The sequence below is a fragment of the Tessaracoccus aquimaris genome, assembly GCF_001997345.1.
In the GTDB taxonomy this organism is placed as follows: Bacteria; Actinomycetota; Actinomycetes; order Propionibacteriales; family Propionibacteriaceae; genus Arachnia; species Arachnia aquimaris.
In genome coordinates, this window is record NZ_CP019606.1 from 1,023,575 (window position 1) to 1,037,502 (window position 13,928).

The 13,928-nt window shown below is 67.2% G+C and carries 16 protein-coding genes, 1 tRNA gene and 1 other RNA gene; 14 read left to right on the top strand and 4 right to left on the bottom strand.

Features of this window, described 5'->3' with window-relative positions; all coding sequences use genetic code 11:
- Positions 1–40 precede the first annotated feature (40 nt).
- Positions 41–355, bottom strand: a complete 315-nt coding sequence (locus BW730_RS04800; RefSeq protein WP_077685261.1) for a hypothetical protein — start codon at positions 353–355, stop codon at positions 41–43.
- 232 nt (positions 356–587) lie between these two features.
- Between BW730_RS04800 and BW730_RS04805 the strand changes: the two genes are divergently transcribed.
- Genes BW730_RS04805 through BW730_RS04815 form a run of 3 tightly spaced genes read left to right on the top strand, consistent with a single transcriptional unit; the run spans position 588 to position 2,810 of the window.
- Positions 588–1,313, top strand: a complete 726-nt coding sequence (locus BW730_RS04805; protein WP_226997075.1) for a TetR/AcrR family transcriptional regulator — start codon at positions 588–590, stop codon at positions 1,311–1,313.
- On the top strand, positions 1,310–2,383 hold the full coding sequence (locus BW730_RS04810; RefSeq protein ID WP_077685263.1) for an alpha/beta hydrolase: 1,074 nt from the start codon (positions 1,310–1,312) through the stop codon (positions 2,381–2,383). Before BW730_RS04805 ends, BW730_RS04810 begins: the two co-directional genes overlap by 4 nt.
- Positions 2,384–2,402: 19 nt before the next feature.
- Positions 2,403–2,810 carry a hypothetical protein gene (locus BW730_RS04815; RefSeq protein WP_077685264.1) on the top strand — a complete coding sequence of 136 codons (408 nt, stop codon included), beginning with the start codon at positions 2,403–2,405 and terminating at the stop codon, positions 2,808–2,810.
- Between the two features lie 56 nt (positions 2,811–2,866).
- Here BW730_RS04815 and BW730_RS04820 read toward each other — a convergent pair whose 3' ends face one another.
- The 3 genes from BW730_RS04820 to BW730_RS04830 all read right to left on the bottom strand — a co-directional run bounded on the left by BW730_RS04820 (position 2,867) and on the right by BW730_RS04830 (position 4,310).
- Positions 2,867–3,172, bottom strand: a complete 306-nt coding sequence (locus BW730_RS04820) for a hypothetical protein (protein ID WP_145952727.1) — start codon at positions 3,170–3,172, stop codon at positions 2,867–2,869.
- Between the two features lie 538 nt (positions 3,173–3,710).
- Positions 3,711–3,787, bottom strand: a tRNA-Val gene (locus BW730_RS04825).
- 64 nt (positions 3,788–3,851) lie between these two features.
- Positions 3,852–4,310, bottom strand: a complete 459-nt coding sequence (locus BW730_RS04830) for a GatB/YqeY domain-containing protein (protein ID WP_077685266.1) — start codon at positions 4,308–4,310, stop codon at positions 3,852–3,854.
- 84 nt (positions 4,311–4,394) lie between these two features.
- Here BW730_RS04830 and prfB point away from each other — a divergent pair, with 84 nt between their 5' ends.
- From prfB to BW730_RS04885, 11 genes are all read left to right on the top strand, one after another.
- Positions 4,395–5,507 (top strand): peptide chain release factor 2, encoded by a 1,113-nt coding sequence (prfB, locus tag BW730_RS04835; protein ID WP_077685267.1) that lies wholly within the window; start codon positions 4,395–4,397, stop codon positions 5,505–5,507.
- A 131-nt stretch (positions 5,508–5,638) separates the two neighbouring features.
- Positions 5,639–6,325 (top strand): cell division ATP-binding protein FtsE, encoded by a 687-nt coding sequence (ftsE, locus tag BW730_RS04840; RefSeq protein ID WP_077687525.1) that lies wholly within the window; start codon positions 5,639–5,641, stop codon positions 6,323–6,325.
- A 20-nt stretch (positions 6,326–6,345) separates the two neighbouring features.
- Positions 6,346–7,248, top strand: coding sequence for a permease-like cell division protein FtsX (ftsX, locus tag BW730_RS04845; RefSeq protein WP_226997076.1), 903 nt, complete (start codon positions 6,346–6,348; stop codon positions 7,246–7,248).
- A 10-nt stretch (positions 7,249–7,258) separates the two neighbouring features.
- The gene (locus tag BW730_RS04850; RefSeq protein ID WP_077685269.1) at positions 7,259–8,737 is read left to right on the top strand and encodes a M23 family metallopeptidase; all 1,479 of its coding nucleotides are present in this window, start codon (positions 7,259–7,261) and stop codon (positions 8,735–8,737) included.
- Positions 8,738–8,760: 23 nt separating this feature from the next.
- Positions 8,761–9,243, top strand: coding sequence for an SsrA-binding protein SmpB (gene smpB / locus BW730_RS04855; RefSeq protein WP_077685270.1), 483 nt, complete (start codon positions 8,761–8,763; stop codon positions 9,241–9,243).
- 70 nt (positions 9,244–9,313) lie between these two features.
- On the top strand, positions 9,314–9,901 hold the full coding sequence (locus BW730_RS04860; protein ID WP_158522473.1) for a DUF1707 domain-containing protein: 588 nt from the start codon (positions 9,314–9,316) through the stop codon (positions 9,899–9,901).
- Positions 9,902–9,925: 24 nt separating this feature from the next.
- Positions 9,926–10,293, top strand: a transfer-messenger RNA (tmRNA) gene (gene ssrA, locus BW730_RS04865).
- Positions 10,294–10,370: 77 nt separating this feature from the next.
- Entirely contained in the window at positions 10,371–10,934 is a 564-nt protein-coding gene (locus tag BW730_RS04870) for a YqgE/AlgH family protein (RefSeq protein WP_158522474.1), read from the top strand.
- Positions 10,935–11,003: 69 nt separating this feature from the next.
- Positions 11,004–11,717, top strand: coding sequence for a hypothetical protein (locus tag BW730_RS04875; RefSeq protein ID WP_077685273.1), 714 nt, complete (start codon positions 11,004–11,006; stop codon positions 11,715–11,717).
- A 1-nt stretch (position 11,718) separates the two neighbouring features.
- Positions 11,719–13,110, top strand: a complete 1,392-nt coding sequence (locus BW730_RS04880) for a hypothetical protein (protein WP_077685274.1) — start codon at positions 11,719–11,721, stop codon at positions 13,108–13,110.
- On the top strand, positions 13,107–13,874 hold the full coding sequence (locus tag BW730_RS04885; RefSeq protein ID WP_077685275.1) for a hypothetical protein: 768 nt from the start codon (positions 13,107–13,109) through the stop codon (positions 13,872–13,874). The genes BW730_RS04880 and BW730_RS04885 overlap by 4 nt, the downstream gene beginning before the upstream one ends.
- Positions 13,875–13,928: the final 54 nt, after the last annotated feature.

Sequence of the window (13,928 nt, forward strand, 5' to 3'; positions counted from 1 at the left end):
GGCGGTGGTGAGGAACCAGACCGGTCACCGTCCCTAACACTCAGATCCAGGTGAGGGCGAAGAGCGCGATCATCACGAGGATGTGGATCACGGCGATGAAACCCGCCGGGAGGCGCCGAGTGAACCAAACCGTTGCAGCGGCCACCACGACACTGACAGCGATGACAAGCACTCCCACGGCAATGCTCACTCCGCCAGGGTTCGGGACCTCGGCACTTGGGAAGAAGCGAGTCGAGAAGACCACCTGGATGTAGAGGAAGAACGCCCACAGTGAGGCGATGGCGATGGAGACCACGATCTTGATGTTCCTCGCGGTCCGCGCATCCATCGGGTCGAAGTCGAGCGGATCGATCATCGGTTCACCGCTCCTTCCCCCGGTCGCGTCCTGCCATGTGCTTGAGACTTTAGCGTCGGCGGGCTGTAGGCCGTTGACTACGGCGCGAGAACGATCTGGTCACTGCGACTTCCCCCGGAGTCGAGGCGGCCCACTGACTGGCGGGTCCGGGATCGGGGATGTCCGGTAGCCGGTTGACGGGTGCTGAGCCTCGGTCGCGAGGTTGGACCTCCTTTGGGACTGTGAGGTTGTGGTGGAAGCGGCACGATCTTCGCTTCCTCCCAGCCTGCAACTGTCCGGACCGTTCTTGACACTTGGTGTCACGCTCAACGTTCCCCATGATCTTTACAGTGGAAACTTACCGCTGTATGGTTACCGCGTGGATACCTACCATCACGGAAACCTCCGTCGCGCGGCGCTCGATCGGGCGCTGAAGGTCGTGGCAGAGCGCGGGCCGCAAGCATTGAGCTTGCGGGAGATCGCGGCCGACCTTGGCGTGAGTCACACTGCGCCGCGCCATCACTTCGGCTCGATCAAGGGGTTGCTCACCGCGATCGCCGCGGAGGGGTTCGACATGCTGAGGGGCCGGCTCGTCGCTCTCCGCGAGGCGGGGGCGCCGTTCCTCGAGTTCGGTGTTGCCTACGTCGAGTTCGCGACGGAGAACCCTGCCCACTTCACGGTCATGTTCCAGCCGACGCTCACCGACCCGAACGACTCATCGCTTACTGAGGCGTCGCAGGGGGCGTTCAACGAACTCCGCGCCGGAGTCGCGGCGATTGCCCCGCAGAGCACCACGGAGCTCGCGGCGGCCCTCGTCACCGCCTCCTGGTCGATGATGCACGGCCTTGCGACGCTCGATCTGACAGGCAATCTCGCGCGCTCGCAGATTCGAGAGCTCCTCGGCCTGTCCGACATTGCGGACATCGCGCGCTGCGCGGGCGGGCTTCTCGGCGGCTCGCAGGGCGGGTCATCGTCATGACGCGCCTCACGGTGAAGGGTGTGTTGGCGGGTGTCGCCGCCTTCACCGTGACGACGATCGCGACGATCGCCGCCACGACGCTGGCGACCGGAGGTGAACCGGCGGCACGCCTGGCGCCGCTGCAGCCCGCCTCGGGCGTCGAGCCGCCGGAGTCAGGTCCCGTGGCCACCACCCGCAGCGATCTCACGTTTCCGGTCGACGGTGGCAAAGCGGGAGCGGTCCTCGTGGAACCGGAGGGCGGTGCCGAAGTGGGAGTGGTGATCGTCGCCGGCGCGGGAGGTTCCGGCCGCGGGGACCTGCTCGCCCTGGCGGAGCAGTTCGCCGAGCACGGCGTCGCAGCCCTCACGTATGACAAGCGTGCGGACGGATACACGTTCTTCCGACGCGACTACCCCCAACTGGCAGACGATGTCATCGCCGCCGCCGCGGCGATGCGCGCCTCTACCGGGATCGACCGAATCGGAGCGCTGGGAATCAGCGAAGGTGGCTGGGTCATCAGTGACGCAGCCGCCCGCCCGAGCACACCGCTGGCGTTCACCGTCCTGGCATCCGCTCCGGTGGTCACCCCTGGAGAGCAGTCCGCGTGGATCGTCGACAGCAGGCTTCAGGCGTCACCCGCATGGGTCCGACTCGCCCTGGCCACCATCAACGGGCAAGGCCGGTTCCTCATGGACTACTTCGACTTCGACATCCGCCCGCGACTGGCTGCCGCCCACACCCCGGTGATGGCGATCTGGGGGGCCGAGGACGCCATCGTCCCGATCAACGAGGCATACCGTCGCCTCGACGCTGCCCTCGACGGGGTGCTTGTCGCACGCATCTTTCCCGGACTCGGCCACGATATGTCGGCGGACGTGGACGTCTGGCTTCCTGCGGTAGCGGCATGGATCAGACAACCTGACGGCGCGGGCCTCAGTGGAGTCGGGCCCTCCTCCGATCTCGGTGTTGCGCCGATTCCGCCTCCTCGATGGTATTCGGACCCGCGCCTTCACCTGGCGGTCGCGATCCTGGCCACCATCACGACCGTGGTGACCATCACGCACCGGACAAGCGCAAGCCAAACACGATGAACGACAAAGGGGTAACACGATGAGCACTTCCCAGACAATCACCGCCGGTGTGGTTCTGCTGACGGTGATCGGAATCGCCTACGGCGGAAGCTTCCTGCTGCGGGTGCTGAGCCGAACCGTGCCGGCCAACGACCTTCAACGCTCGTACTTCCGGGCTGGTCACGCCCACGCCGGTGTGCTCGTGATCCTGGGGCTCGTTGTCATGCTGCTGATGGCAGTGGCCGGGGTGACCGGGCTGTTCGCCACCCTCTCCATGGGAGTGCTGTGGGCGGCGATCCTGATGCCAGCGGGGTTCTTCCTCAGCGTCGTCGGGCGCGACCCCGAGAAGCCCAACGGCCTTCGCTACCTCATCTACGCCGGAGGACTCGTGCTCGTCGTCGGCGTCGGGTCCGCCGGTATCGGCCTCATCGCGGCCGGTATCGCCTGAGACCCACACGCCAGCAACGCGCCAGGTCGACGCGTCGGTGGGTGTCGTGGATTTGATTAGCAGGTGGTCGTCGGGGCGGAGGCCGCTCTGGCTGCGCGCCTACCCCCGACGGAGCCCGCGAGCGCGACGATCCCTGCCAGCAGGAGGAACGCGGCTCCCGCCCATGCGGCGATGAGCGGGTGACTCGAATCGCCGATGCCCACCAGGAAGGCTGCGGGTGCGGCCAGGAACACGACGCCGGGCCAGATCATCGAAGTATCACGGGCCATGTCGAAGGCGATGCCCACGCATCCAGCCAAGGCGAACAGCCAAGCGATCGCAGGCTCGAGGAAGCCAGAGACCCCAGCGGAGGTCCAAGACATCGGTATCCATACCTCGCCTGCGGGGGTGCTCGCGTAGCTCGCTAGCTCCCATGTTGAGGCGATACCGATCACCAGCGCCATCAGTCCAAGAGCTAATGCGACAAGCTTGGCTAAGTCGGTCATGAGCGCGCCTTCCTGGGAGACCGGGTGCCTTAGGCTAGCCAGCCGCCTATTGACCAACCGTGTCACCTGGGAAGTCCGCAGCAAACGTGCACGAGTCTTGATCACCAACCCGGGCTTGAATAGAGGCAGCATCTGCGGCAGCGGCCACCCGATCAACCATTGGGGGTGTGCCAGTGCCCGTCTGGTGTGACTCGTCAACCCGACTTCTGTTCGTTGGGACGCCGGTTGCGTCAGTGAACAGGGCTGGAGGGCCCTCGGGGACTCGGTTCTCCAGCGAGCGCTCCGCACATCCGCCCCACAGGCAGGCGTCAACTGGGACGTAAACGCGTGCAGACACGTGGGGAACGAAACGCGGATAGGCGTTGGCGCCTAGCCAGGAGCGTTCGAAACGGCATCCGGCTGGGGCAGATGCTACTGGTGGGCGCAGAGGGACTCGAACCCCCGACATCTTGCTTGTAAGGCAAGCGCTCTAACCAACTGAGCTATGCGCCCGCGGGCTAGACAAGGCTAGCCACATCCGCGCCGCCGGGCTAGTCGTCGGGCGGCGCGGATCCGTCTACTGGGCGAGGCGCTGGCGCACCAGCGCCGCGATCTCCTTGCCCTCCGCGCGACCGTCGGCCTTCGCGGCGACGGCCTTGACCAGTCCGCCCATCTGCTTCATCGTGGCGGGCTCGTCCAACTCGGCGAACGCCTCGTCGACCAGGGCCGAGAGTTCGTCGGCGGTCAGGGGAGCGGGGAGGTACGCGGAGATGATCTCGGCCTCCGCTGTCTCCTTCTCCGCCAGTTCCGGGCGACCCGCGCTCGCGTAGGTCTCCGCCGAATCGCGCCTCTTGCGCAACTCCTGGTTAATGACGTCCAGTTCCTGCGCGTCCGTCAGTTCGCGGGGCGCGTCGCCGGCGACCTCCTCGACGTGGATCGCGGCCAGCAGCGAGCGGATCGTCGTCTTCGCCGCCTCGTCCTTGGCGCGCATCGCGGCCGCCAGGTCCTGCTTCAGGCGGGTCTTGCTTGCTCCCATGTGGGCACCTTCCTCTTCGCCCCATTGTCGCACCGACGCGCGCGGACTCGGGAGACGGCGCCGACGGCGCTAAGATCGTGGATTGTGGCTAACGAAGACCTGAGCGCGCGCATCCAAGACCTCGAACACTCCCTGGAGTCGATCGAGGCCGTTGCCGACCTCGACAAGCTCCGCTCGGAGATCGCCGAACTCGAGGAGCAGGTCGCCGCGCCGAACCTGTGGGACGACCAGGACAACGCGCAGCGGGTCACCTCGCAGCTCTCCGCCAAGCAGGGCGAGGTCGACCGGATGGTCGGCCTGCGTTCGCGTCTCGACGACGTCACCGTGATGCTCGAACTCGCCGAGGAGGAGAACGACGCCGACGCCCGCGCCGACGTCGTGCGCGACCTCGAGAAGCTTGGCAAGGACATCGAGGCGCTTGAGGTCCGCACCCTGCTGTCGGGCGACTACGACCCGCGCGACGCGCTGATCACCATCCGCGCCGAGGCCGGGGGAGTGGACGCCGCCGACTTCGCCGAGATGCTGATGCGCATGTACCTGCGCTGGGCCGACCGGCACGGCTACCCCACCGAGATCTACGACACCTCCTACGCGGAGGAGGCCGGGCTGAAGTCCGCGACTTTCGCCGTCAAGGCACCCTTCGCCTACGGCACGCTCTCGGTCGAGCAGGGAACGCACCGCCTCGTGCGGATCTCCCCGTTCGACAACCAGGGCCGCCGCCAGACCTCGTTCGCCGGCGTCGAGGTGCTGCCAGTCACGGAGGAGGCCGATCACGTCGACCTGCCTGAGGCCGACCTGCGCATCGACGTGTTCCGCTCGTCCGGGCCCGGCGGCCAGTCGGTCAACACCACCGATTCCGCCGTGCGCATCACACACCTGCCCACCGGCATCGTGGTGAGCTGCCAGAACGAAAAGTCCCAGTTGCAGAACAAGGCCGCCGCCCTCCGGGTGCTGCAGTCGCGCCTGCTGGAGCGCGCCCGCCAGGAGCGCGAGCAAGAGATGAACGCGCTCAAGGGCGACGGGGGCAACTCGTGGGGCGCCCAGATGCGTTCCTACGTAATGAACCCCTACCAGATGGTCAAGGACCTGCGCACCGAACACGAAGTCGGCAACCCCGAGGCCGTCTTCGATGGCGAGATCGACGGATTCATCGACGCGGGCATCCGCTGGCGCAAGACCACCGAGACGGGCTCCTGAGGCCCCACGCACCCTTTCCGAATGAGGCACGACCCGCGTGTCGCATTAGGACTCACGTGGGCGACGACCTAGACTCCAGTCTGGTCTGAGAATTTCTCAGGCTAACTTCCCCACCTGTCGGAGTGCACCGCGTGATCACGTTCGAGGACGTCACCAAGTTCTACCCGGGTCAGGAACGCCCTGCCCTGCGCAACATCAATCTTGAGATCGGCAAGGGCGAGTTCGTCTTTCTCGTGGGCCAGTCCGGCTCCGGAAAGTCCACGTTCCTGCGCCTGATCCTGCGCGAGTACCGCGCCACCAAGGGCACCCTGTACGTGGCGGGCAAGAACCTCGGAACCATGAACCAGTGGAAGGTGCCTGCGCTCCGCCGCCAGATCGGCACCGTCTTCCAGGACTTCCGACTGCTGCCGGGCAAGACCGTCTACGAGAACGTCGCGTTCGCGCTGCAGGTGATCGGCCGCCCCGCAAAGGAGATCCGCAAGATCGTCCCCGAGACGCTCGAACTGGTCGGCCTCGAGGGCAAGGAGGACCGCCCCTCCGACGAACTCTCCGGCGGTGAGCAGCAGCGCGTGGCCATCGCGCGCGCCTTCGTGAACCGTCCGAAGATCCTGATCGCGGACGAGCCCACCGGCAACCTCGACCCCGAGACCTCGGTCGGCATCATGAAGTTGCTCGACCGGATCAACAAGGCGGACACCACGGTCCTGATGGCCACCCACGACTCGTCCATCGTCGACCAGATGCGTCGCCGGGTCCTCGAACTTCGCTCCGGCGAACTCGTCAGGGACCAGGCCAAGGGCGTCTACGGCACGGCGTAGGGCAAGGAGCAACCACACACATGCGACATTCACTACGCGAAACTTGGTCGGGCCTTCGACGCAACCTCGCCATGACGATCGCCGTCATCGTGACGATGGGCGTCTCCCTCTCCCTCCTGGGCGCGGGCATCCTGACCGCGATGGAGGTCGACCTCGCAAAGCGGAGCCTCTACAACAAGGTCGAGATCTCCGTGTTCCTCTGCACCGAGCAGACCCAGGGCGGACGATGCGCGCCGGGCAAGGCGACCACCGACGCCCAGCGTGAACAGATCCAGCAGACCCTCGAGGCCAACCCCGAGGTCAGCGAGGTCGTCTACGAGTCGAAGGAGGCCGCGTTCGAGGAGTTCAAGCGGGTCTTCGCCGAGTCCCCGGTCGTTGACTCCCGCACCGCGGCCGACATGCAGGACTCGTTCCGCGTCAAGCTGGTCAACCCCGAGAACTACGCCGGCGTCGTCAGCGAGGCAAAGGGTCTCCAGGGCGTCCAAGCGGTGCAGGACCTGCACTCCGTCCTCGATCCCATGTTCAAGTGGCTCGGCGCCCTCCAATGGGCGACCATCACCATGTCGGCGCTACTTCTGCTCGCAGGCGCCCTCCAGATCGCCAACACCATCCGGATGGCCGCCTTCACCAGACGCCGCGAAATCGGCATCATGCGACTGGTCGGCGCATCCAACCTCTACATCCTGCTGCCGTTCCTGCTCGAGTCCCTTGTCGCGGGCCTGATCGGCATCGTCATCGCCGCCGGAGCGCTCACCGCGGGCTACTGGTTCGTCATCGTAGAGAACGCTCAAACCTCAATTACAGCTTTACCGTGGATTGGCTGGACCGACCTGGCAACTGCCATTGTTGCCATTGCGGTCGTAGGCATCGCTCTCGCTGTGATCCCAACACTGCTCGCAACACGAAAGTACCTGCGAATCTAGACCGATTGGAGTGAAGCGTGAACAGGGATCTTCCCCCAAGCCCGTTCGTCGCCAACTAACCACCCGCCTGGCACGTGGCATCGTCGCCGCCGCCTGCGCCGTCACCCTCGTGTGCAGCACGTGGACGCCGGCAACCGCCGACGACCTCGACGACCGCAAGGAACAGCTCAAGCAGGAGATGGCCACGCAGGCCGTCGCCGTCGACGAGGCGCACGCAAGCCTCAACAGCGCCGTCCAGGCGGCCGCTGACGCCCGCGCCCAACTCGCCGACGCCAAGGCCGCCCTCGCCGCCGCAGAGTCGGCCCAGCGTGAGGCCGAGGAGCTCGACGCGCAGCGCGAGAAGGAACTCGCCGCCGCCGAGAAGAAGCTCAAGCAGGCACAGGCAGACGTCGCAGCGGCCAAGGCGGCGCTCGACTCCGTCAACAAGCGCCTCGACGAGGAGATCCTCGTCACCACGCAGCAGAACAGCGGCCTGCTGAACCTGGCCCTGATCTTCAGCGACGTTGACGCCTCCAACCTCAATCAGCGCGCGCAGCTCGCCGACACGCTCTTCGACTCGTCGACCAAGCAGCTCGACGAGCTGGAGATGCGCAGGCTCGCCCTCGAGGACGCGCAAGCCGAGGCCGACGCCGCCGAGAAGGCCGCCACCGAGGCTCGCCAGGCCGCCGCCGACCAACTGAAGGCATCGCAGGACGCCACGCAGGAGGCCGAGGACCTCAAGGCCGAGGTCGCCCGCCTGTCGAAGCAGCGCGACGCTGCCGAGGTCGCCGCCACGGACGAGGTCGCCTCCGAGGAACAGCGCCAGCGCGACCTCGAGGCCGAGAACTCCTCGGTCGAGAAGCGCATCCAGCAGCGCATCGCCGCCGAGAAGAAGGCCGCCGAGGAGAAGGCGGCCCGCGAGAAGGCCGAGCGTGACGAGGCCGCCCGTCAGAAGGCGGCCCGCGACAAGGCCGCCCGGGACAAGGCGGCCGCCGCCGCGTCGAAGCCGTCGTCGTCGGACAAGGGCTCCAGCTCGTCGTCCGGCTCATCAAGCTCCAACAAGAAGCCATCCAGCTCGTCGGGTGGCGGCTCGTCCTCATCCTCGTCGAGCCGCGACTTCATCTACCCCGTGCCCGCGCGCATCACCTCGCAGTACGGCATGCGCCTGCACCCCGTGCTCGGCTACTGGAAACTGCACGACGGCACCGACTTCGGCGCCGCATGCAACACGCCCATCAAGGCCGCGGCCGACGGCGTCGTGTCCGAGCGCTACTACAACGGCGGCTACGGCAACCGGCTCATGATCGACCACGGCAAGGTGGACGGCTACTACGTCACCACCGGCTACAACCACGCCACCCGTTACGTCGTCTCCGTCGGCCAGCGTGTCAGCCAGGGCCAGACCATCGGCTACGTCGGCTCGACCGGCTACTCCACTGGCTGCCACCTGCACCTGATGGTGTGGCAGAACGGGTCCCTGGTCAACCCCATGAGCAAGTGGTTCCGCTGACACCCAGGTGTCATACTTGAGCGATGCCCAGGGAAGTCGGACGAAAGCTCGTCGCACAGAACAAGAAGGCCCGGCACGATTACCAGATCGGTGACGTGTTCGAGGCCGGTCTTGTGCTGACCGGCACCGAGGTCAAGACCCTGCGCGCAGGGCGGGCCACGCTGACCGATGCGTACGCCACCGTCGACGACGGGGGAGAGGCGTGGCTGATCAACGCCAACATCCCCGAGTACGAGTTCGGCACCTGGCGCAACCACTCGGCACGCCGCACCCGCAAACTGCTGCTGCACCGCGCGGAGATCAACAAGATGGAACGTGCGCTGGACAACTCCGGTCGCACCCTGATCCCGCTGTCGATCTATTTCAAGGACGGCTACGCGAAGGTGGAGATCGCCGTCGCGACGGGCAAGAAGGACTGGGACAAGCGCCGCGACCTCGCCGAGCGGGACGCTAAGCGCGAGGCCGAGCGGGCGCTCGCCACCCGCAACAGGTACAACCGCCGCTGACACAGACCTCCGGGATCAATCAGGGGGATTCCCGTTGGGTGGGCGGGTCCGCTGCGCCACAATGGATGACATGAGTGTTCCCGGTCAGTCTCCCTTCAACGGTGTCAGCGACGAACTGCGCGACCGCGCCGTCGCTCACCTGAGCGCCATGTACGGCAACGGCACCATCAACGAGACGGAACTCGATCGACGACTAGGCCTCGCGCTCGGCGCGCGGGACAGGATCGAACTGGGTCGCTCGCTCGCCGGGCTCGCCCGGATGGCGCCCGCCGTCCTGACCCCGAAGACACCCGGCGGCGCGACCCCCGTCGAGAACGTCGGCGCAGGCCTCGTTCAACTCTCCGGGCTCGCGACCTCCTTCGTCGGCCCCGCCATCGTCAAGGCGGCGACCAAGCCGGGGTCACGCCTCTGGTGGGAGGCAGGTCGCGCCATGAGCCTCCAGTTGACCTTCCTGGCCATCGGGCTGGCGCTCACCGTCCTCGGCTGGATGTTCCACGTCGAGGCGCTCGTGTTCCTCGCGTGGGCGGCCTGGTGGGGCTCGACCATCTGGGCGTCGGTGCGAGCCTTCAACGGCAAGCGGTCGACGGGCAACGTCGAACCGTTCCTGCTTGCCCGACCCAAGCTGCCTGGTTCCACGACTCCTGGGATCACCCGCTAGACTTGGTCGTGCGACAACTCAACAGGGGGTGACTGGTTTCGACTTGGGGCGGTAGTCCCAGGAGAAGCGGGCCGAGGATCCACGTTTATCTCGTAAACGCTGCGTGGAAACCAATAAGTGCCAACAACAACCGCACTAACTTCGCTCTCGCTGCCTGATCAGCGACCGAAGGGTCAGCTCAGGGACGCCTTCGCCTTGAGTCCTGGCCTCATTTAGAGGGCTTGCTGGACAGCTTGTGTGTCAGGGGCTGTTCGGGACTTAACTGATACTGGGTCCGTTTGCGACATGCTGACGTGAGTGCAAGGACCGAGTAAAACGCCTAGTTAGCTGCGCCCGGAGAAGCCCTGGTTCATCTCTCAAGGACGCGGGTTCAATTCCCGCCACCTCCACCCCTGCGACAGTGCCCGCCCATTGTGGCGGGCACTGTCATTTCCCGGGATCCCACGGCCCGGCTTGTAGAGTGGATGACGTGGATCACGCCGGAGCAGTAGCAGTTGGTCAGTTGCTCGTCGCCACCCAACCGGGCCGCGGCGGGTACTTCGACCGCACCGTCGTGCTGCTCATCGAGCACCAGAGCGAGGCGACAGTCGGGCTCTGCCTCAACGTGATGTCCGAGATCCCTGCCAGTAGTGTGCTGTCCGACTTCACCGAGCTGATGAGTCCGCCCGTCAGCGTCTTCGAGGGCGGCCCCGTCAACCAGGACGTCGTCGTCGCGCTGGGTGAGCCCGCCTCGCCCGAGTCGCCACCACCCGGCTGGGAACGCATCTCCGGCGACATCGGCGTGGTCGACGTCAACTACCCGTCCGAGCTGCTGGTCACGTCGTTCACCCAGCTCCGGGTCTTCGTGGGCCTGTCCGCCTGGTCTCCTGGCCAACTCGAGGGCGAGTTGATCCGCGGATCCTGGTTCCGCACGCCGGTGCGTTCGGAGGACGTGTTCGGCGACCCGGATGGCCTCTGGCGACGGGTGTTGCGTCGAATGGGCGGTTCGACGGGCCGCTGGTCGACGTGGGTGGAGGAGCCTTCGCTCAACTGACGGGGCCGGATCGATGCCGAAAATGACCCGTGCCTCTGAAAGAATTGCGCTCGGACGAGGGAGGATGACGTGCTGCACGACCCGGTTGAGGACGATGAGTTGCTGGCCCCGCAGGGCCTCGGCGTCGAGGACACCGACGACCTGGACGACGACACCGACGACCTGACCGGCGACTGGCAGGCCGCCCACGGCTATCCCGATACCCGCAGGGCCGTTCGCATCTGGGTGGACGAGGACACCAGGCATCTGACGAAGATGCGGCTCTCCACACGCTGGCGCGACCGGCTCGGCACCCACAAACTCGAGGACGCGTTGGCGGAGGCCTTCTTCCTCGCTAACGCCCGCGTCGGCGACGTCCCGACGCTCGCCCCATCCACGATCGAGGTCCCCGAGGGCGACCCCAATCTCACATGGGCCGATCATCCCCGCATCAGCGAGCAGATCCAGACTCTGCTTGAGCGCGTCACGGAACTCAGTTCCCGGGCGCCAGACCAGGTCCGGTGGGCCGACTTCCAGGGCGAGCAGGTCACCGCAAGCAGTTCGCACGGCCACTGCACCGTGACGCTGTCCCTAGCGGGGCTGACCGACAGCGTGGCCCTCGACAAGAAGTGGCTCCGCACCGCCCGCATGGGCGAGGTGGTCGAGGCGGTCCTCAAGGCCCACGAAAAGGCCTACGCGGCATATCAGCCGCCGGTGTTCGTCCCGGGAGAGCACGAGGAACTCGCCGCCGAACTCGCTCAGGCCCAAGGGGCCCTGCAATCCATCGTCTCGAAGGGAATCTGACGTGAACCGCGACGCCGAACCCAACCTGGGGGACTCCGAGGAGGCGATCCTGCGTTACCGCAAGGTGCTGCCCGAGGAGAAGAAGGAACCGAAGTCGGTTGGCAGACCCACCCTTGCGCCCGACGTGCCGGTGAGCGCCGGGCTCGGCGGCGCAGCCGTGGTGTTCGGGCACGAGGAACTCGCCGCCGCCGAACCCACCTCTGACGACCCGTGGGGCACCGACGACGCCGACGACTACGCCGTGCCGAGCGCCGTGACCCGCGCAGACGACGATCAGGAGGACCGGCGCCGGCGCTCCAAGGTTGCCATGGCGCTGCGCGGTTCCGGCACGCGCGGCGGTGCCAAGGCCAAGGACCAGTCGGCGAGCGTCCTTCCTCCAGCCGCCGCCCCCGGTGCGACTGTCGGCGGAGTCGGCGCCCCCGTCGGCGCCGCCAACCCCGGTGCCATGACGTCGATGCAGGCCAACGCGGCGCAGAACGCAGCCGTCGGAACCATGCCCGTCTCCCTGCTCCAGAACGCACAGAACGCGGGCCGTGGCGGAGCAGCCCCCGTCTTCGCGCCGCCCGGCGGCGGCGGAGGACTGCAGGCGGCAAGCGCAGCACCGGTCTACGACCCCGAGTTCGTCAAGGAGGCGCTGCAGGCCAACGGGTTCACCGACCCCGACGCCGACCCGGCAGGCTCGGCCGCAGGGCCGGAGGGCGAGACGGACCGCCCCGGCGGAGCGAAGACCCAGCCAGGGACCACCCTGAGCGCCATGCCCCCGGTGCTGAGCGGCGGTCCCGCGACGGGCCCGGCGCCCGTCGTGCTCGCGCCGCAGCCACCCGGCGGCGGCGGGGGAGGCGCTGGCGGCGGCGCCGCGCCGAGCACCCCGTACCTGCCCGGCCCGGTCCTCACCCCACAGCCGCTTCCGGTGGGCACCACGCCCCTTCCGCCGTTCACCACGCCGACGGCCCCCATCGTGCGTCACCCCGGGCCCGACATCGTCGTCTCGGGGCCGCGGCCCGCAGAGAGCGGCACCCCGCCGCGCAGCGGAGAGCCGGGTAAGGACTTCCACCAGGAGACCCCCACCTATCAGCCGCCGAGCGCAAACTCGGGCGACTACGCCGTCAGCACCGACGACCTGCGACGCGACGCGAAGAAGTGGGCCGAGGTCGCCGATCTGTCCGCGCCCATCGTCGACGCGATGCTCAAGGCGCCCCCACCGTCGACGATGTTCGGACACATGAAGGCCCCCGTTACCTCGTACCAGGATGCGGTCGACAGTTCCATCGGCTTCGTCGACGACGCAGGCGAGCGCCAGTTGTCGACCTCCGAGCGGCTGGCCCTGTCGGCGGACAACTTCGACGAGCAGGAAGTCTGGGCCACCTACGTCACGGGAAGGACCCTCCAGTGAGCGCACCGTTCCACATCACACACGAGACGGTCGCAGAGACCATCCAGAAGACCTCGGACGGCCTCGTGCGAGCACGGACCTACGACGCGATCGAGGCCTTCCTCAGCTTCGGCCTGCCTGTCTTCGCGCAGCACCTGGGCCTCGCCGCCATCCGGGCGATGGTCGCGGCCGATGCCGAGGCCGCCTGGGGCCGCGCCGCCAACGCGTTGAACCGCGTCATCTCCTGCCACGCCTGGTTGGCGCAGTCCGCAGACTCCGTCTCCGCGCTCGGCCAAGGACAGGAGGCGTGGCAGGGAGCCAACGCCGCCACCGAGGAGGCCACCCTGGCCATGCGCCAGGTCATCGACACCTACACGCACTGGGACGGCGCAGGCGCCGCCGGGCAGTTGGCGAAGGCCAAGGGCCAGTTGATGGCGCAGCAGGAACTGCTCGAGGTGACCGAGAAACTACAGCAGGGCTGCGCGAAGGCCGACTCCGTGATGCGCTCGGTGTTCCAGCGGGTGGCCATCACGCTCGCAGCGCAGTTGATGGCGGCCAACGGACTCGCGCAGCGCGCCCCCTCGCCGACCACGAACATGTTCGCGCTCAACTCGCGGGTCAAGATCTACGCGCTCACGCTGGAGAGCGCCGCCGAGATGTACGAGGGGATCCGCGCGGGTGACGGCTGGTCCGGCCCGTCGGCGTCGCTCGCAGGAAGCTTCGCTGACCACGGCGGTCGCATCGAACGGGTCGCCGCGAAGGCGAAGGCGGCGATGCCCGTCTGAGCGACGAGGCGGCGTCGGTACCATGGAGGCCTCACAGCAAGGAGGCACCAGGGT